18 protein-coding genes are annotated in these 17,967 nt (G+C 74.7%); 15 read left to right on the top strand and 3 right to left on the bottom strand.

Going from position 1 to position 17,967, the window contains the following annotated elements:
• Positions 1-60: 60 nt before the first annotated feature.
• The 15 genes from ACI794_RS17970 (at position 61) to ACI794_RS17900 (ending at position 15,124) form a co-directional block, all read left to right on the top strand.
• On the top strand, positions 61-486 hold the full coding sequence (locus ACI794_RS17970) for a DUF948 domain-containing protein (RefSeq protein ID WP_456582219.1): 426 nt from the start codon (positions 61-63) through the stop codon (positions 484-486).
• A complete protein-coding gene (locus ACI794_RS17965) occupies positions 486-776 on the top strand; it encodes a hypothetical protein (RefSeq protein ID WP_091931173.1) in 291 nt (96 codons plus the stop codon). Before ACI794_RS17970 ends, ACI794_RS17965 begins: the two co-directional genes overlap by 1 nt.
• A gap of 50 nt (positions 777-826) precedes the next feature.
• A complete protein-coding gene (gene alaS, locus ACI794_RS17960; protein ID WP_456617037.1) occupies positions 827-3,511 on the top strand; it encodes an alanine--tRNA ligase in 2,685 nt (894 codons plus the stop codon).
• Between the two features lie 5 nt (positions 3,512-3,516).
• Complete coding sequence (gene ruvX / locus ACI794_RS17955) at positions 3,517-4,191, top strand: Holliday junction resolvase RuvX (RefSeq protein WP_456617036.1); 675 nt, start codon at positions 3,517-3,519, stop codon at positions 4,189-4,191.
• A 136-nt stretch (positions 4,192-4,327) separates the two neighbouring features.
• The gene (mltG, locus tag ACI794_RS17950) at positions 4,328-5,926 is read left to right on the top strand and encodes an endolytic transglycosylase MltG (protein ID WP_456617035.1); all 1,599 of its coding nucleotides are present in this window, start codon (positions 4,328-4,330) and stop codon (positions 5,924-5,926) included.
• Complete coding sequence (locus tag ACI794_RS17945) at positions 5,919-6,725, top strand: shikimate dehydrogenase (protein WP_456617034.1); 807 nt, start codon at positions 5,919-5,921, stop codon at positions 6,723-6,725. The genes mltG and ACI794_RS17945 overlap by 8 nt, the downstream gene beginning before the upstream one ends.
• A gap of 10 nt (positions 6,726-6,735) precedes the next feature.
• Entirely contained in the window at positions 6,736-7,401 is a 666-nt protein-coding gene (locus tag ACI794_RS17940; protein WP_456617033.1) for a prepilin peptidase, read from the top strand.
• A 92-nt stretch (positions 7,402-7,493) separates the two neighbouring features.
• The gene (gene aroC / locus ACI794_RS17935; protein WP_456601982.1) at positions 7,494-8,678 is read left to right on the top strand and encodes a chorismate synthase; all 1,185 of its coding nucleotides are present in this window, start codon (positions 7,494-7,496) and stop codon (positions 8,676-8,678) included.
• Positions 8,675-9,208 carry a shikimate kinase gene (locus ACI794_RS17930; RefSeq protein ID WP_456582227.1) on the top strand — a complete coding sequence of 178 codons (534 nt, stop codon included), beginning with the start codon at positions 8,675-8,677 and terminating at the stop codon, positions 9,206-9,208. The genes aroC and ACI794_RS17930 overlap by 4 nt, the downstream gene beginning before the upstream one ends.
• Positions 9,205-10,293 (top strand): 3-dehydroquinate synthase, encoded by a 1,089-nt coding sequence (gene aroB, locus ACI794_RS17925; protein WP_456617032.1) that lies wholly within the window; start codon positions 9,205-9,207, stop codon positions 10,291-10,293. The genes ACI794_RS17930 and aroB overlap by 4 nt, the downstream gene beginning before the upstream one ends.
• Entirely contained in the window at positions 10,290-10,724 is a 435-nt protein-coding gene (aroQ, locus tag ACI794_RS17920) for a type II 3-dehydroquinate dehydratase (protein ID WP_456582229.1), read from the top strand. Before aroB ends, aroQ begins: the two co-directional genes overlap by 4 nt.
• Complete coding sequence (locus ACI794_RS17915; RefSeq protein WP_456617031.1) at positions 10,721-11,824, top strand: M24 family metallopeptidase; 1,104 nt, start codon at positions 10,721-10,723, stop codon at positions 11,822-11,824. The genes aroQ and ACI794_RS17915 overlap by 4 nt, the downstream gene beginning before the upstream one ends.
• Positions 11,825-12,385, top strand: a complete 561-nt coding sequence (gene efp / locus ACI794_RS17910; protein WP_456617030.1) for an elongation factor P — start codon at positions 11,825-11,827, stop codon at positions 12,383-12,385.
• Between the two features lie 15 nt (positions 12,386-12,400).
• Positions 12,401-12,808, top strand: a complete 408-nt coding sequence (gene nusB / locus ACI794_RS17905) for a transcription antitermination factor NusB (protein ID WP_456617029.1) — start codon at positions 12,401-12,403, stop codon at positions 12,806-12,808.
• Between the two features lie 165 nt (positions 12,809-12,973).
• The gene (locus tag ACI794_RS17900) at positions 12,974-15,124 is read left to right on the top strand and encodes an Ig-like domain-containing protein (RefSeq protein WP_456617028.1); all 2,151 of its coding nucleotides are present in this window, start codon (positions 12,974-12,976) and stop codon (positions 15,122-15,124) included.
• 154 nt (positions 15,125-15,278) lie between these two features.
• On the opposite strand, the gene ACI794_RS17895 is transcribed toward ACI794_RS17900, so the two are convergent.
• From ACI794_RS17895 to bldD, 3 genes are all read right to left on the bottom strand, one after another.
• On the bottom strand, positions 15,279-16,304 hold the full coding sequence (locus ACI794_RS17895) for a hypothetical protein (protein ID WP_456601987.1): 1,026 nt from the start codon (positions 16,302-16,304) through the stop codon (positions 15,279-15,281).
• Positions 16,301-17,218, bottom strand: coding sequence for an ABC transporter ATP-binding protein (locus ACI794_RS17890; RefSeq protein ID WP_456601988.1), 918 nt, complete (start codon positions 17,216-17,218; stop codon positions 16,301-16,303). The genes ACI794_RS17895 and ACI794_RS17890 overlap by 4 nt, the downstream gene beginning before the upstream one ends.
• 151 nt (positions 17,219-17,369) lie before the next feature.
• A complete protein-coding gene (bldD, locus tag ACI794_RS17885; RefSeq protein ID WP_456582236.1) occupies positions 17,370-17,927 on the bottom strand; it encodes a transcriptional regulator BldD in 558 nt (185 codons plus the stop codon).
• Positions 17,928-17,967: the final 40 nt, after the last annotated feature.

Below are 17,967 nucleotides of genomic sequence, written 5' to 3'. Positions count from 1 at the left end.
TAGTGTGACGACGCCGGAACGTCGCCCCCGGCGCCCCACCCCCTCAGAACAGGAGCACGCGTGTCCGCAGGAGAGATCGCCGGGCTGATCGCAGCCGGGGCCCTGGTGCTGCTGGTGGTGCTCGTGGCCGTCCCGCTGCTGAAGCTCGGCCGCACGCTCGACGAGACCACCCTGACCATCCGCCAGGTCCGCGAGCAGAGCGCGCCGATCCTCGGCCAGGCCAGCACCACGGTCGCGCACGTGAACAGCAACCTGGAGCGCGTCGACGACATCACCGGCAACGCCGCCAACGTCTCCAGCAACGTCGCCGCGCTCACCAGCGTCGTCGCCGCCACCCTGGGCAGCCCGCTGATCAAGGTCGCCGCGTTCAGCTACGGCGTCCGCAGCGCCGCGAAGAAGAAGCGGGAGGGCCAGGCGATCGCCGAGGCCGCCCGCCGCGACAAGGACGCGCGCCGTGCGCGCCGGGCCGCCCGGCGGGCCGCCTGATGCGCCGGCTGTTCTGGCTCGCGATGGGGATCACCATCGGGGCGCTCGTCGTCCGCAAGCTCTCCGCCGCCGCCGAGAAGATGACGCCGGCCGGCATCGGGGCCTCGATCGCCGAGGGGCTGCGCGACCTCGCCGACGCCATCGGTGACTTCGGCGCCGACGTCCGCGAGGCCATGAGCGAGCGGGAGCAGGAGCTGCGCGCCGGCACGGGGCTCGACGCTCCGCTGCCGGACCCGTCCCAGGTCGAGCTCCCGGCCCGCCGCGGCGGCGCGCACGCCGCCGACCTCTGACCCACCGGCCCGCTCCGCACGCGCAGCGGGCCCCGCAGAACTGAGTTGAGATGCAGACCGCCGAGATCCGCCGCCGCTTCCTCGAGCACTTCGCTCAGCGCGGGCACACCGTCGTCCCCAGCGCCTCGCTGGTGTCGCCCGACCCCTCGCTGCTGTTCACGGTCGCCGGCATGGTGCCGTTCATCCCGTACCTGACCGGCCGCGAGCCCGCCCCCTTCCCGCGGGCCACCAGCGTGCAGAAGTGCGTGCGCACCCTCGACATCGAGGAGGTGGGCAAGACCACCCGCCACGGCACGTTCTTCCAGATGAACGGCAACTTCTCCTTCGGCGACTACTTCAAGGAAGGAGCCATCGAGCACGCCTGGGAGCTGATCACCGGGCGGCTCGAGGACGGCGGGCTGGGCTTCGACCCCGACCGCATCTGGGTGACGGTCTACCTCGACGACGACGAAGCCGCCGAGGCCTGGCACCGCATCGCGGGCCTGCCGATCGAGCGCATCCAGCGGCTGGGCAAGAAGGACAACTACTGGCACACCGGGGCGGCCGGCCCGGGCGGCCCCTGCTCGGAGATCTACTTCGACCGCGGCCCGCAGTTCGGCCCGGACGGCGGGCCGCTGGTCGACACCGCGGGCGACCGGTTCCTGGAGATCTGGAACCTCGTCTTCATGCAGTACGAGCTCGCCGACGTCCGCAGCAAGGAGGAGTTCACGGTCCTCGGCGAGCTGCCGAAGAAGAACATCGACACCGGCATGGGCCTGGAGCGGGTGGCCTTCCTGCTGCAGGGCGTCGACAACATGTACGAGATCGACGAGGTCGCGCCGGTGCTGCGCCGGGCCGCCGAGCTGTCGGGCGTCACCTACGGCAAGGACGTCGAGGCCGACGTCCGGCTGCGGGTCGTGGCCGACCACGTGCGCAGCGGGCTGATGCTCATCGGCGACGGCGTGACCCCGGGCAACGAGGGGCGCGGGTACATCCTCCGCCGGCTGCTGCGCCGCGCCGTCCGCTCCATGAAGCTGCTCGGCGTCGACGAGGCGACCCTGCCCGAGCTCCTGCCGGTGTCCAAGGACGCCATGAAGGCCAGCTACCCCGAGCTGGAGACGGACTTCGCGCGGATCTCGGCGGTGGCCTACGCCGAGGAGGAGGCGTTCCGCCGCACCCTCGCCTCCGGGACGGCGCTGTTCGACACCGCCGTGACGCAGGCGAAGAAGGCGGGCACCCCGACGCTGTCGGGGCAGCAGGCGTTCTCCCTGCACGACACCTACGGCTTCCCGATCGACGTCACCCTCGAGATGGCCGCCGAGCAGGGCGTCACCGTCGACGAGGAGGGGTTCCGCGCGCTCATGAAGGAGCAGCGCGACCGCGCCCGGGCCGACGCCCGCGCCAAGCGCACCGGGTCGGTCGACGTCCTGGCCTACCGCCGGCTGCTCGCCGAGCACGGGCCGACCGACTGGCGGGCCTACGAGGCGTTGCGCACCGACTCCCGCGTGCTCGGCATCGTCGCCGAGGGCGAGGACGAGGGTGCGCGCCCCGCCGGGCCGGGCGAGATCACCCGGGTCGTGCTGGACCGCACGCCGTTCTACGCCGAGTCGGGCGGCCAGGTGGCCGACGCCGGCATCCTCACCTGGGACGGCGGCCGGGCCGAGGTGATCGACGTCCAGCGCCCGGTCAAGGGTCTGGTGGCCCACCAGGTGCGGGTGCTCGAAGGGGAGCTGCGCGCCGGCGCCGAGCTGACCGCCGAGGTCGACCGCGAGTGGCGGCTCTCGGCCTGCCAGGCGCACTCGGGCACCCACGTGGTCCACGCCGCGCTGCGCCAGGTGCTGGGCCCGCAGGCGCTGCAGTCCGGCTCCTACAACCGGCCGGGCTACCTGCGGCTGGACTTCGCCTGGCAGGGTGCGCTCACCCCCCAGCAGCGCAGCGACATCGAGGACGTCGCCAACGCCGCCGTCCGCGCCGACCACAAGGTCACCGCCCAGTACATGCCGCTGCCCGAGGCGCAGGCGTTCGGCGCGCTGGCGCTGTTCGGCGAGACCTACGGCGAACAGGTGCGGGTCGTGGAGATCGGCGGCCCGTGGTCCCGGGAGCTCTGCGGTGGCACCCACGTGCGCGGCAGCGCCCAGATCGGCACGCTCGCGCTCACCGGTGAGTCCTCGGTCGGCTCGGGCTCGCGCCGGGTCGAGGCCGTCGTCGGGCTGGAGGGTTTCCGCTACCTGGCGCGCGAGCGGGACCTGGTGCGCCAGCTGGCCGAGATCCTCAAGTCGCCGCAGGACGGCCTCGTCGAGCGGGTGAGCGGCATGGTCTCCCGCATGCGCGACCTGGACCGGGAGCTCGCCGACCTGCGCGCGCAGCAGGCGCTGGCGGCCGCCGGTGAGCTGGCCGCGTCGGCCCGCGACGTCGGTGGCGTCGCCGTCGTCACCGGCTCGCCGGCCGGCCTCGGCGGGGGTGATCTGCGCACCCTGGCGCTCGACGTCCGCGGCCGGCTGGGCGCCGATCGGGCGGCGGTCGTGCTGCTGGCGTCGGAGTCCGGTGGCAAGGTGGCGCTGGTGGCGGCACTGAACCCGGCCGCGGTCACCCGGGGGCTGTCGGCCGACGACGTCCTCAAGGCGGCCTCGGCTCCCGTCGGTGGCCGCGGAGGCGGCAAGTCCGACGTCGCCCAGGGGGGCGGAACCGACCCCGCGGGTATCCCCGCGGCACTGCAGGCCGGCGAGCAGGCGGTCGCGACCGCCACGGGAAGGTGACCAACGTGTCCGACACCGAGTACAACCCCGAGGACACCGGCCCGGTCGGTGGCCGGCGGCGCGAGCTGCCGGCGGTCCCGCCGGCGCGTCCGCGCCCGACGACGGGGGAGCAGCCGACGTACCACCCGACCACCGAGATCGACCTGAGCCAGGGCTTCCCCCCGGTGAAGCACGAGACCACCGAGATCGACCTCTCGGGCGGCTGGCCGCAGCACCTGCAGATCCCCCCGCGCCGCTCCGGCGCCGGGCGCGCCCGCGGCCGGGTGCTCGGCGTCGACGTCGGCACCGTGCGGGTCGGGCTGGCCCTGTCGGACGCCACGGGGACCCTCGCCAGCCCGCTGGAGACCCTCCGCCGGGCCAAGGACGGCTCGGACCTGGACCGGCTGGCCGCCCTGGTCGTGGAGCACGAGGTGTCAGAGGTGGTGGTGGGAGAGCCGGTGCACCTGTCGGGCGCCTCCGGTGCCTCCGCGCAGGATGCTGCCGATTACGCACAGGAACTGGCCGACCGGATCCCGGACGTGCCCGTGAACCTGATCGACGAGAGGCTCTCGACCGTGACCGCAGCCAGCCACCTCCGGGAGGGCGGCGTCGACAGCCGTCGCCAGCGCGCGGTGATCGACCAGGCCGCCGCCGTGGTCATCCTGCAGCAGTACCTCGACAGCCGGCGGGCGCCCTCATGACCGAGCTTGCGAGGGCATGCATGAGCGCAGCAGCCACGGTCTCGAGGACGACGAGCGGCAGCGAGGCGTCCTCGTGACCGCGCCCGGCGGGAAGCCTCGACGGGGGAGGCACGCGTCCGACGACGGGACCGGCGGCATGCCGGCACCGTTCCGGACCGGCTCCGGTGCCTCTGCCGCGGGTGGCTTCCCGCCGGGCCGCTCCGGCGACGAGACCGGTCCGCTCGGCGCGGCGGGCGGGTGGTCGGACCACCCGCTGACCTCACGGCACGCCGACCGGGACGACCACGGCTTCGGCGCCCAGCACCCGTCGGCGCCGCTGCCGCCGCTGCCGGGCGGTGCGTGGGGCCGGCTGCGGCCCCGCGAGGACGCGGTGGACGACGACGCGACCGTCGCCGCGCCCCGGCTCTCCGCCGGCCCCGACGACATCCCCGACGAGCCGCCGGCCCGGTCCGCCGCGGACGACCCGACCGGCGGGCTGGACGTCATCGGCGCGAACGTCGACGACGACCGGCCGCGGCGGCGCGCGCTCCGCCGCCGCCGGGGCGACGAGACCGCTACCGAGCCGGCCGACGTGCGCGCGCACGACGACTCCGCCGTCCACGAGGACCCCGACGGAGGCGGCCTGCTGCACGACGACGAGATCCCGATCGCCCCCTACGACGCGCGCACCGACGCCCAGCGCCGGCGGCGGCGCCGCCGCCCGCTGGCCATCGGCCTGGCGCTGCTCATCCTCGGCGGCATGGTCGTGGGCATCGTCCTCGCCGGCCAGCAGCTGCTCTCGATGATCGACCCGGCCGCCCGGGACTACCCCGGCCCGGGCACCGGGAGCGTGGACGTGCGCGTGCAGGAGGGCGACACCCTCACCGACATCGCCCGCACCCTCGCCGACGCCGACGTCATCGCCTCCACCGGCCCGTTCGTGGACGCCGCGCAGGCCGAGCCCGCGGCCACGGGCATCCAGCCCGGCGTCTACAGCCTCCGGCTGCAGATGAGCGGGCAGGGGGCCCTGGAGATGCTCCTCGACCCGGCCTCCCGCCAGGTCTCGCGGGTGACCGTGCCCGAGGGCTTCACCGTGGACCAGGTCCTCGCCCGGCTGGCGGAGGAGACCGGCACCCCGCTCGCGGAGCTGCAGGCGGCGGCCGACCCCGCGGCGCTGCCCCTGCCCCCGTACGCGGGCGGGCAGCTCGAGGGCTATCTCTTCCCGGCGACCTACGACTTCGAGCCCGGCACCACGCCGCAGGAGATGCTGCAGCGGATGGTCGAGACGTTCAACGGGGTCGCCGCACGGCTGCGGCTGGAGGAGCGGGCCGCCGCCCTCGGGCGCACACCCGGTGAGGTGGTCACCATCGCCTCGATGATCCAGTCGGAGACGCGCCTCGACGAGGAGCGGGCCGACGTCGCCCAGGTCATCTACAACCGGCTGGAGGCCGGCATCGCGCTCGGCATCGACGCGACGCTCGCCTACGGCCTGGACAAGAGCGGCAACGAGCTCACCGTGACCGACCTGCAGACCGACAGCCCGTACAACACCCGCACCCGCCAGGGCCTGCCGCCCACGCCGATCAGCTCGCCGGGCGAGGCGAGCCTGGAGGCGGCGCTGGCCCCGAGCACCGGCGACCTCCTGTACTACGTGCTCGAGTCGCAGGACGGGACGCACTTCTTCACCAGCGACTACGCCGAGTTCCAGCAGGCCCGCCAGCGGTGCGCCGACGCCGGCCTCGGGTGCGGTGGCTGACCGGCCGCAGCGGGCAGCGGTCCTCGGGCGGCCGGTGAGCCACTCGCTCTCGCCGCTGCTGCACCGCGCCGCCTACGCGGCGCTGGGGCTCTCCAGCTGGACCTACGACGCCCTGGACGTCGGGGCCGAGGAGATGCCGGTGCTGCTCGCCGGCCTCGGGGACGAGTGGCGCGGGTTCTCGGTGACGATGCCGTGCAAGCAGGCCGCCGTCGCGGTCGCCGATGTGGTCGAGCCGCTCCCGCGGCTGCTGGGCGCGGCGAACACCCTCGTCCGCACCGACGCCGGCTGGCGGGCGGAGAACACCGACGTCGCCGGTGTGGGCACGGCCCTGCAGGTGGCCGGTGTGGACGAGGTGGGGCACGCGGCGGTGCTCGGCGCCGGGGGCACCGCGGCGGCCGCCGCCGTCGCCCTGGCCTCGCTGGGCGCGGAGCAGGTCGACGTCGTCGTGCGGGACCCGGCCCGGGCGGGTGACGTGGTGCGGGTGCTGCAGACCCTCGGCGTGCGGGCCCAGGTGCTCCCCCTGGAGGGCGCCCGGGTGACGGCCCCCGTCGTCGTCAGCACCGTGCCGGTCGGCGGGCAGCCGGCCGTGGCCGCCCTCGAGTGGCACCCCGGGCAGACGGTGCTGGACGTCCTGTACGCCCCCTGGCCCACCCCGCTGGCCGAGACCGTCTCCGCTGCAGGCGGCACGGTGATCGGCGGGCTCGAGGTGCTGTTCTGGCAGGCCACCGTGCAGGTGGAGCTGATGACCGGGGAGCCGGCCCCCATCGGCGCCATGCGCGCCGCGCTCGACGCCCGCTGACCCGACCGCCGTGGACGTGTCCCGCCCGGTCCTCGCCGGCGTCACGGTGCTCGCCGGGCTGATCCTCGGACCGGTGCTGGCCCGCGTCTCGGTCCGGCTCGCCGCCCGGGACGACGCCGCCCTGCCCACGCCGGCCCGGGTCGCGCTGACCGGGGCGCTCACGGCCGCGCTGCTGGCCGCCGCCGTCCTGCTGGGCGGCGTCCGGCCCGCAACCGTGGCGCTGCTCTGGGTCGCGGGGGCCGCGGTCGTGCTCGCCGGCGTGGACCTCGCGGCGCACCGGCTGCCCGACCGGGTGGTGCTGCCGGCCGCCGCCGTGTGCGGGGCCGCACTGCTCGTCGACGCCGCCGTGCTCGGCACCTGGCTGCCGCTGGGGCGGGCCGGCGCGGCGGGCGCCGTCGCCCTCCTCGTCCCGGGGGTGCTCCGGCTGCTCGCGCCCGCGGCCCTGGGTCTCGGGGACGTCAAGCTGCTCGGGCTCCTGGGGCTGGTGCTGGGCTGGTTCGGCTGGGGGGTGCTGCTCGCCGGTGTGTTCCTCGGCCTGCTCACCGGGGCGGCGGTGTCGGTGGCCCTGGTGGCGACCCGGCGGGCGGGCTGGCGCAGCACGGTCCCCTTCGGCCCGCCGCTGCTCGCCGGTGCCGTCCTGGCGCTCGCGATCGGCGGGCTGCCGCCGGTGCCGTGATCGCCCCTCTGCACGGCCCCGGTCCAGAGGCTCGCCCCGAGCTTGCGAGGGGGGAGGAGGACCGGGGTCCTCCTGCTTCTAGACTTCCCAGCATGTTGCGCTGGCTGACCGCCGGTGAGTCGCACGGCCAGCAGCTCACCGCCATCCTCGAGGGCCTCCCGGCCGGGGTCGAGGTGCAGACGGCCGACCTCGACCTGCAGCTCGCCCGCCGCCGGCTGGGGCACGGGCGGGGTGCCCGGATGTCCTTCGAGCAGGATCTCGTCACCCTCACCGGGGGCGTCCGCCACGGCCGCACCCAGGGCGGGCCGATCGCGGTGCAGGTGGGCAACACCGAGTGGCCCAAGTGGCAGACGGTCATGTCCGCCGACCCGGTCGACGCCGAGATCCTCGCCGGGCAGGCCCGCAACGCGCCGCTGACCCGCCCGCGGCCCGGCCACGCCGACCTGGCGGGCATGCAGAAGTACGGCTTCGACGACGCCCGGCCGGTGCTCGAGCGGGCCAGCGCCCGGGAGACCGCTGCCCGCGTCGCCCTCGGTGCGATCGCCCAGGCGTTCCTGCGGCAGGCGCTCGGGGTCTCTGTGGTCAGCCACGTCGTGGGCATCGGCCCCGTCGTCGCCCCCGACGGCATCGTCCCCGGTCCGGACGACAACCCGCGGCTCGACGAGGACCCGGTGCGCTGCGCCGACCCCGCGACCAGCGCCCGGATGACCGCCGAGATCGACGACGCCCGGAAGAACGGCGACACCCTGGGCGGCGTCATCGAGGTCGTCGTCCACGGGCTGCCGCCGGGGCTGGGCAGCCACGTGCACTGGGACCGGCGCCTCGATGCGCGGCTGGCCGCCGCCCTCATGGGCGTGCAGTCGGTCAAGGCCGTGGAGGTCGGCGACGGGCTGGAGACCGCCCGCCGCCGCGGCTCGGTGGCCCACGACGAGATCGTGCTCGCCGACGGCGGGACGCGGGTCCAGCGGCTCACCGACCGCGCCGGCGGGATCGAGGGGGGGATGACCAACGGCGAGGTGCTGCGCGTCCGCGCCGCCATGAAGCCGATCAGCACGGTGCCCCGGGCGCTGCAGACCGTCGACGTCGCCACCGGCGAGGCGGCGGTCGCGATCAACCAGCGCAGCGACGCCTGCGCCGTCCCCCGGGGCAGCGTCGTCATGGAGGCGATGGTCGCCCTCGTGCTGGCCGACGCGGCGCTCGAGAAGTTCGGCGGCGACTCGGTCGCCGAGACCCGGCGCAACGCCCAGGCCTACCTCGACTCCCTGCCCTACCGGTGAGCGGTCCCGCCCTGGTCCTCGTCGGTCCCCCGGCCTCGGGGAAGACGACGGTCGGCACGGCGGTCGCCGCCGCGCGGGCGCTGCCCTTCCGGGACACCGACCGCGACGTCGAGGAGGAGGTCGGCGCGACGGTCGCCGACCTGTTCGTCCAGCGCGGCGAGCCGCACTTCCGCGCGCTCGAGGAGCGGGCGGTCGCCCGGGCGCTCGGCGAGCACACCGGGGTGCTGGCCCTCGGCGGCGGAGCGGTGACCAGCGCCGCCACCCGGGAGCTGCTGGTCGCCCACGGCCGGGCCGGCGGCACCGTCGTCTGGCTGGACGTCGACGTCGCCTCCGCCGCCCGCCGCGTGGGGCTCTCCCGCGACCGTCCGCTGCTGGCCGTCAACCCGCGCGCCATGCTGCGGTCCATGCTCGAACAGCGCGCCCCCCTGTACGCGGAGGTGGCCACGCACCGCGTGCCCACCGCGGGGCGCCCACCGGAGGAGGTCGTCGCCGAGGTGCTCGCCGTCCTGACCCCGGAGGAGGCCCGGTGACCCGGCGCGTCCCGGTCGCGGGGGAGCAGCCGTACGAGGTCGTCATCGGCCCCGGCGCCCAGGCGGAGCTGGCGCTCGTGCTCGCCGGCACGCCCAAGGTCGCCGTCGTCCACGCGCCGCCCCTCGCCGCCGCGGCCGGCGCCGCCGTGGAGACGCTGCAGACCGCCGGCGTCGCGGCCGAGGCGGTCGTGGTCCCCGACGGCGAGGCGGCCAAGACCGCGCAGGTCGCCGCCGAGGTGTGGGAGGAGTTCGGCCGTCTGGGGCTGACCCGGTCCGACGCCGTCGTCGGCGTCGGGGGCGGGGCCGTCACCGACCTGGCCGGCTTCCTCGCGGCGACGTGGACCCGCGGCATCCGCGTCGTCCAGGTGCCCACCAGCCTGCTCGGCATGGTGGACGCCGCCGTGGGCGGCAAGACCGGCATCAACACCGCGGCGGGCAAGAACCTGGTCGGCGCCTTCCACCCGCCGGCCGCCGTGCTGGCCGACACCGACCTGCTGGCCGGCCTCCCCGGGGACGAGTTCCGCGCGGGGCTGGCCGAGGTGGTCAAGTGCGGCTTCATCGCCGACGGCCGCATCCTCGAGCTGCTCGCCGCCGACCCGACCGGCCGCCGCGACACCGAGGAGCTCATCGAGCGGGCGGTGCGGGTCAAGGCCGCCGCGGTGGGGGAGGACCTGCTCGACACCGGGGTCCGCGAGTTCCTCAACTACGGCCACACCCTGGGCCACGCGGTGGAGCGGGTCGAGGACTTCGGCTGGCGCCACGGCGAGGCGGTCGCCGTCGGGCTGGTCTTCGCCGCCGAGCTCGCCGGCCGGGCCGGGCTGCTGACCCGCGCGGAGATCGACCGGCACCGCGAGCTCCTCACCGCCATGGGCCTGCCCACCACCTACGCCGGCGACTGGGAGCGGCTGCAGCAGGTGATGCGCGTGGACAAGAAGACCCGCGGCGCCTCGCTGCGCTTCGTCGTCCTCGACGGGCTGGGCAACCCCCGCATCCTGACCGACCCCGACCAGGCCTGGCTGGACGCGGCCTGGGCCGCCGTGGCCGAGCACCCACCCGCCCCGCCACCCCATCCGGAGAACCCATGACGATCCAGGTGCTCAACGGCGCCAACCTCGGCCGGCTCGGCACCCGCGAGCCCGAGGTCTACGGCACCACGACCTACGACCAGCTCGTCGAGCTGGTGGAGACCGCCGCCCGGGAGCTCGGCATCGAGGTGGCCGTGCGCCAGACCGACGACGAGGGCCAGCTGCTGCGCTGGATCCACGAGGCCACCGACGCCGGCGACCCCATCGTGGTCAACCCCGGTGGCTGGTCGCACACCTCGATCGTGCTGCACGACGCCCTGGCCGCGGTGACCGCGCCGGTCGTGGAGGTGCACATCAGCAACATCCACCGGCGCGAGGAGTTCCGGCACCACTCCTACGTCTCCCGGGTGGCCGACGGCGTCATCGCCGGGCTCGGGGTGCACGGCTACGTGCTGGCGCTGCAGTGGATGACGCTGCGGGGGGTGCGGTGAGCCCGGCCTCGGGACGGCGGGAGGTCCTGCGCGCCACCGCCGCCGAGCGCGGGCTGGACGCCGTCCTCGTCACCAACCTGCTGAACGTCCGCTACCTCACCGGCTTCACCGGCTCCAACGGCGCGCTGCTGCTGCGGGTCGACGGCGGTGACCTCTTCGGCACCGACGGCCGGTACACGACCCAGGCCGGGGTCCAGGTCCCCGACCTGGAGCTGCTCGTGGACCGGGCGACCGTGCCGGCGCTGGCCCGGGAGGCGGTGCGGCGCGGCGCGGGCCGGATCGGCTACGAGTCCCACGACCTCACCGTCGACGGGCTGCACGGCCTGGAGCGGGTGCTCACCGACGCCGCCGCCGGTGGCACCGTCCCGGAGCTCGCCTCGGTGCGCCGGGCGGTCGAGGGGCAGCGGGCGGTCAAGGACGCCGGGGAGGTCGAGTCGCTGCGCCGGGCGTGCGCCGTCGCCGACCAGGCGCTGGCCGAGCTCGCCGCCGAGGGGGCGCTGCGCCCCGGGCGCACCGAGCTGGAGGTCGGCCGGGAGCTCGACGCCCGGATGCTGGCGCTCGGTGCCGAGGCGCCGTCGTTCGAGACGATCGTCGCGGCCGGGGTCAACTCCGCCGTGCCGCACCACCGGCCCGACCGCACCGAGCTGCGCGCCGGCGACTTCCTCAAGCTGGACTTCGGCGCCACCGTCGACGGCTACCACTCGGACATGACCCGCACCCTGGTGCTCGGCCACGCGGCCGACTGGCAGCGGGAGATCTACGCGCTGGTGGCCGAGTCGCAGGCCGCGGGCCGGGCGGCGCTCGCCGTCGGTGCCGACGTCGTCGCGGTGGACGCCGCGGCGCGCGACGTGATCGTCGCGGCCGGCCACGGCGACCACTTCACCCACGGCCTCGGGCACGGCGTGGGGCTGGAGATCCACGAGGCGCCAGGCATCGGCCAGCAGGGCGCGGGTACGCTTGCCGCCGGTATGGCCGTCACCGTGGAGCCGGGTGTGTACCTGCCCGGCCACGGCGGTGTCCGGATCGAGGACACCCTCATCGTCACCGATGACGCGCCCGAGTTGTTGACCCTCACGAGCAAGGAACTGCTGGTCCTCTAGATGGCTACCACCAACGACCTGAAGAACGGCATCGTCCTCAACCTGGACGGCCAGCTCTGGACCGTCACCGACTTCCAGCACGTCAAGCCCGGCAAGGGCGGGGCCTTCGTGCGGACGACGCTGAAGAACGTGCTGTCGGGCAAGGTCGTGGACAAGACCTTCAACGCCGGCACCAAGGTCGAGACGGCCACCGTGGACAAGCGGTCGATGACCTACCTGTACAAGGAGGGCACCGACTTCGTCTTCATGGACGGCGACACCTTCGAGCAGATCTACGTGCCGGCCGAGACCGTCGGCGACGGCGCGAACTACCTGCTGGACAACACCGAGGTCGTCGTCGCGGTCCACGACGGCTCCCCGCTGTACGTCGAGCTCCCGGTGACCATGGAGCTGGTCGTCGAGCACACCGACCCGGGCCTGCAGGGCGACCGCTCCACCGGTGGCACCAAGCCCGCCACCCTGGAGACCGGCGCGCAGATCCAGGTGCCGCTGTTCATCAGCACCGGCGAGAAGCTGAAGGTCGACACCCGCGACGGCCGTTACCTCGGCCGCGTCAACTGATCGCGGGCTGACTCCGTGGCTGCGCGGACCAAGGCGCGCAAGCGCGCCGTCGACGTCCTGTACGAGGCCGACGTCCGGGGCCGGGAGCGGGTCGAGCTGCTCCGCGAGCGGGTCGCCGACGGCAACCCGCCGGTCCCGGACCACACGATCCGCCTGGTCGAGGGCGTCGACGAGCACGGCGCCCGCATCGACGAGCTGATCGAGGCGCACACCTCCGGCTGGTCGCTGGAGCGGCTGCCCGACGTCGACCGCGCGATCCTGCGCATGGCGACCTACGAGCTGCTGTGGGTGGACGACGTCCCCGACGCCGTCGTCATCGACGAGGCGGTGGAGCTGGCCCGGGCCATCTCGACCGACGAGTCGCCCCGCTACGTGAACGGCGTGCTCGGCGCCATCCTCGCCGCCGAGGTCCCCACCGCCTGACCCGGGCCTCGCCAGGCTCGGGGGGTGGGGGCACCCCCCTGCCGGGGGGTCCCCCCGACGACGGGGTGCAGCACAGTCGCAGGTGGTCGACCGGGTCCGGCGGGGTGCGCCGTCAGGGGTCCGTGAGGGCAGGGGCCCGGACCACCGGAGTGCGAGGAGCGTCCGTTGTCGCGCCAGCTGCAGCAACCCCGTGACCGTCGTCGTCGGTGGGGCGTGGCCGCCGCCGGGACGGCGATGGCCCTCGTCGCGCCGGTTCTGGCCGGCACGGCGCCGGCGTCGGCGTCCCTCACCGGTCCGGGGGTCGGACCGAACAAGAACATCACCGTCTTCCACAACCTCGACTTCGTCGGGGTCTTCGGCTACGGCACGGTCGGCCAGAGCGTGCGGGTCGAGGTGATCCGCGACGGTGCCGTGATCGGCGTCGCCGAGGGGCCGGCCTGGAACACCGACGAAGGCGTCGGCCTGGAGGTCAACCACGGCGTCGAGGCCGGGGCGCCGGTGTACCCGGGCGACTGCTGGGCCGGCGGCACGCCCGACATCAGGCCCGGCGACCGGGTCGTGGTGTACGCGGGGACGATCCGCAACGAGGTCACCGTCGACGACATCCGCTGGACCGGCACCCCCGAGGCGGCGGACGAGAACGGGGACGGGACCTCCGACTCCGTCGTCGTCCGCGGGGTCGCCACGCGCTTCGACGGCACCGTCATCCCGCCGTCGGTCCTCGACTCCGGCGAGTTCCGCAACGAGAGCGGCAAGTACCGCGCCACCCCGGACGCCATCGAGGCCGACCCGGGGGTCCACGGCGGCTTCCTCGTGCGGTACCGCGCCCCCTACCTCGGCTTCCGCAACAGCGACGGCCTGACCGAGGTCCAGCGGCGGCAGGCGCTGCTCACCGAGGACGGTCACGCCATCGGGATCGGGCACACCGAGCCGCTGCCGCGGGAGTCCATGCTGGTCGACGGTCTCGCCGACGTGACCGGCCCGGCGCCCGGCTGCGAGACCTTCGCCCAGGACCTGCTGCCGCCCAAGCCGGTCAGCCACACGCCGGCACCGGGTGCCCGCGACGTGGGCCGGCTGACCAACGTCACCGTCGGCTTCGACGAGCCGGTCACCGGGCTGAGCGCCTCGACCTTCACGCTGTCCGCCTCCGACGGGACGGCGCTGACGGCGGGGGTCGCCTACAACCGGACCACCGGGGTGGCCACCCTCAACCCGTTCCCGGGCACGACCGACCCCTTGGCAGCGGGCACCCGCTACACCGCCACCGTCAGCGCGACGGTCACCGACGCCGCCGGGAACCCGCTCCCGAAGACCAGCTGGTCCTTCGTCACCAGCGGCGAGGGCCCGGACAACGACCGCACCCCGCCCACCGTCGTCAGCCGTGCACCGGAGGACGGCGCGACCGGCGTGGCCCGGGGCGTGAACGTGCTGGTCGGCATGAGCGAGGCGGTGGCGAAACCCGACGCGACGTCGGTCCGGCTGGCCGCGCCGGACGGTTCGACGGTGCCCGCGGTGGTCAACGTCAACGCCACGACGAACACGGTGATCGTCAACCCGGACGCCGATCTCGCCGCCGGCACCACCTACCAGGTCGTCCTGACCGACGGTGTGAAGGACCTCGCCGGCAACGCGCTGGCGCCCACGACATGGACGTTCACCACGAGCGGGACGGCGTCCGGGGACACCGTGCCGCCGAGGGTCACCAGCCAGTCGCCTCCACCGGGCGCGACCGGCGTCGCCAAGGGGGCCAACGTGCTGGCCGGTATGAGCGAGCCGGTCGTCAAGCCGGACTCCTCGGCGGTGTGGCTGGAGACGGCGGACGGGTCGCGGGTGCCCGCCGCGGTCAACTACAACGCCACGACCAGGACGGTCATCCTGAACCCGGGAAGCGACCTGGCGGCCGGCTCGTACACGGTCGTGCTGACCGACGGGGTGGAAGACGTGGCCGGCAACGCGCTAGCACCGACCAGCTGGACGTTCACCGTCGGCGCGGCCTCGGAGGACACCGTGGCGCCGACGGTGACCACCCGTACGCCGGACCGCGACACCACCGGCGTCGGCCGCGCCGCGAACGTGTTCATCACCTTCGACGAGCCGATGACCAAACCGGATGCCTCCGTCGTGTGGCTCGAGGCACCGGACGGATCGCAGGTGCCGACGGCGGTGAACTACAACGCCACGAACAACACCGTGGTCCTCAACCCGGATGCGGATCTCGCCGCGGCGACGACGTACACGGTGGTGCTGACGGCCGGGGTCGTGGACCGCGCGGGCCTGCCCGTCGCCGCCGAGGAGTGGTCCTTCACCACCCGCTGACCCGGACGCGTCCGACCTCTCCGCAGGGGCCCGCCGTCATGCCGGGCCGGCGTCGAGCGGGGCCCCGGAGGGGTCCCCGAGACGTCGGCGGACGCGCTCGTCGCAGGTCGAGACGGCACCTGGCCGCGGTGTCGTCCGGAGGACGACGATGTGCTCAGTGCAGGTCGCGGCGGAGGAACAGCCAGGTGCCGACACCCACGAGCACCGCGGCGAAGCAGCCGACGACGAGGCCGCCCTGCAGGTTGGTGACCAGGTAGGTGGCCGGCGCGGCCGGTGAGGGCCCGCCCCCGAAGTCGACGAGCTCCAGCCCGCCCGGGAGGACCAGGGCGATGGAGTTGGTCGACAGCAGCCACCGGTCCGTCGTGGGCTCGAGGATGCGCAGCGCGTTCTCCGCGATCGCGAAGTAGACGAAGCCGACGCCCAGGGCCGCCCCGGTGTTGCGCACCAGGTTCGCCAGGCCGAAGCCGATGAGGCCGACCAGCACCGTGAGGACGATCCCGCGGCCCTGGGCGGCGAGCAGCCCCGACCAGAACCCGTCGGGGACCCCGCCGTCGCTGCCCACGAGGGCGTCCAGCAGCCAGGCCATGGCCAGCCACCCGAGCTGCGCGGCGACGCCGAGGATCAGCGCCGCGAGGGCGAGGACGCCCGTCTTGGTGCCGATGACCCGGAGCCGGCTGGGCACCCAGAAGAGCAGCGCCACGATGGTGCGGGCGGACCACTCGGCCCCGATCCAGGTGGCCCCGATCAGGAAGGCGAGCACCGCCGCGGCGACGGCGAAGCCCACCGCGCCGGCCTCGCCGGAGGAGGCGAGGTCGAACGGTGCCGTGGTGACGAAGTCCTCGACGCGGACGGTCGAGGCGTCGATGGGCGGGCCGCAGAACTGGTCGACGGGCTGCCCCGCCTGCTCGGCGTCCTGCTCGCAGACCTGCCGGAACTCCTGCTCGCCGGCGAGGAACTCGTCGCGGCGCTCGGTCGCGGCGGCGAGGTCGGCGGCGGTCGGTTCACCGAAGTTGAGCAGCCCGATGACCACCGCCCCGAGCCAGCCGAGGGTGGCCAGCGCCAGGAGCACCTGGATGAACCGGCGGGAGGTGAACCGGTGCACCTCGGCGCGGAACAGGCTGCCCCGCGCCCGCGTCGCCCCCACCGGCGCGGCCGTCGGCTGCTCGGCCACCGCGCTCACGCCCGCTCCCCGGTGATCGCGAGGAAGGCGCTCTCCAGGTCAGGGGTCACACGGACCAGCTCCTCGACGTAGTGGCCGTGCCCGGCGAGCACGCGGGTGATCTCGCCCGGCGCGGGGGCGCCGTGCACGAGGATCTGCCCGTCGGGCGCGGGGGAGACGGAGAAGCCGGCGCCGTGCAGCACCGCCGCGGCGGCGGCCGGGTCGGGCACCGCGACGCGCACGTCCCCCGTGCCGGCCCGGTCGAGGACGGACGAGACCGGCCCGGCGGCGACCTGGCGGCCGCGGGCGAGGATGGTGACCGAGTCGCAGACCTGCTGGATCTCGGCGAGCAGGTGGGAGGAGAGCAGCACCGTCGTCCGGCCGTCGGACCCCAGCCGCCGGATCAGCTCTCGGACGTCGCGGATCCCGGCCGGGTCCAGGCCGTTGCTGGGCTCGTCGAGGATCAGCAGGCGCGGGGCCTTGAGCAGCGCCGCCGCGATGCCGAGGCGCTGCTTCATGCCGAGCGAGTAGCCCTTGAACCGGTCCCCGGCGCGTTCACGCAGGTCCACCAGCTCCAGGCACTCCTCGACGCGGGCCGCGGGGACGCCCGCGGTCTCGGCGAGCACCTCGAGGTTGCGCCGGCCGGTGAAGCCGGGGAAGAACAGCGGGGTCTCGACCAGGGCGCCGACGTCGCCGATCACCCGGGGGAGGTCGGTGGGCACCGGGCGGTCCAGCAGCCGGATGTCACCGGCCGAGGGGCGGACCAGGCCCAGGAGGACGCGGATGGACGTGGTCTTGCCGGAACCGTTGGGCCCGAGGAGCCCGTGCACCCCGCCGGACTCGACCGTCATGTCGAGGCCGTCCAGCGCGCGGAGCTCCTGACCCCCCCGCCTGCGGTAGGTCTTGGCGACCCCGGACATCTGCACCGCCGGCACGCCGGCCTCCAGCCTCCCGGGTCGCGCGCCCGGGTCGCCGCACCCTGGCACATCAGGTGCTCCGATGACAGCACCCTGGTGACGGGGTGGAACGGCCCCCTGCAGGGACCCGCGGCGAGCGTGCGAGCCGTGGGGGGCAGGGGTCCTTCTGTCAGCGCGGAGTGCGCCGGCGGTCGCCCCAGGAGTCGTCCACGTCGTCGTCGAGCTCCTCGTCACCGCCGGAGCTGACGATGCCCTCCATGCCGGGGGAGAGCACGCCCCACTCGATGAGCCGTGAGGTGAGCTCGTCGGGGCTCATGTCGTAGATGATCGCCAGTGACTTGAGGTCCTCGGCGCGGATCGAGAGGACCTTGCCGTTGTAGTCGTGCCGCTGGGCCTGGATGGTGGAGGCGTAGCGGGCGAGCGGGCCGGCCTCGTCGGCGGGCAGCGACCCCAGCGACTCGAGGTTCAGCACGATCTTGTTGGTCGAGGTGACCGCGGAGCTCGGCCGCGGGTCGGGCAGCAGCTCCGACACCGGGACGCCGTAGAAGACCGCGAGCTCGGAGAGGCGCTGCACGGTCACGGCGCGGTCGCCGCGTTCGTAGGAGCCGACGACGACCGCCTTCCAGCGGCCGTGCGACTTGTCCTCCACCCCCTGCAGGGAGAGGCCCTGCTGGTTGCGGATCGCGCGGAGCCGGGCGCCGAGGGCCCGTGAGTAGTCGGTGCTCATCGCTGTCTGCTCACTGTCCGTCGTCTCGGATCGGGGTTGT

The sequence above is a fragment of the Blastococcus sp. SYSU DS0541 genome, from assembly GCF_054050875.1.
Note: the sequence above shows the minus strand (reverse complement) of the source record. Positions and strands in the feature narration are given on the sequence as shown.

Bases quoted from the DNA above. Each gene is read 5' to 3' on its own strand.
- aroQ (WP_456582229.1), top strand. From the start codon at position 10,290: ATGACGATCCAGGTGCTCAACGGCGCCAACCTCGGCCGGCTCGGCACC.
- alaS (WP_456617037.1), top strand. From the start codon at position 827: ATGCAGACCGCCGAGATCCGCCGCCGCTTCCTCGAGCACTTCGCTCAG.
- aroC (WP_456601982.1), top strand. From the start codon at position 7,494: ATGTTGCGCTGGCTGACCGCCGGTGAGTCGCACGGCCAGCAGCTCACC.
- mltG (WP_456617035.1), top strand. From the start codon at position 4,328: ATGCCGGCACCGTTCCGGACCGGCTCCGGTGCCTCTGCCGCGGGTGGC.
- efp (WP_456617030.1), top strand. From the start codon at position 11,825: ATGGCTACCACCAACGACCTGAAGAACGGCATCGTCCTCAACCTGGAC.
- ACI794_RS17965 (WP_091931173.1), top strand. From the start codon at position 486: ATGCGCCGGCTGTTCTGGCTCGCGATGGGGATCACCATCGGGGCGCTC.
- bldD (WP_456582236.1), bottom strand. From the start codon at position 17,927: ATGAGCACCGACTACTCACGGGCCCTCGGCGCCCGGCTCCGCGCGATC.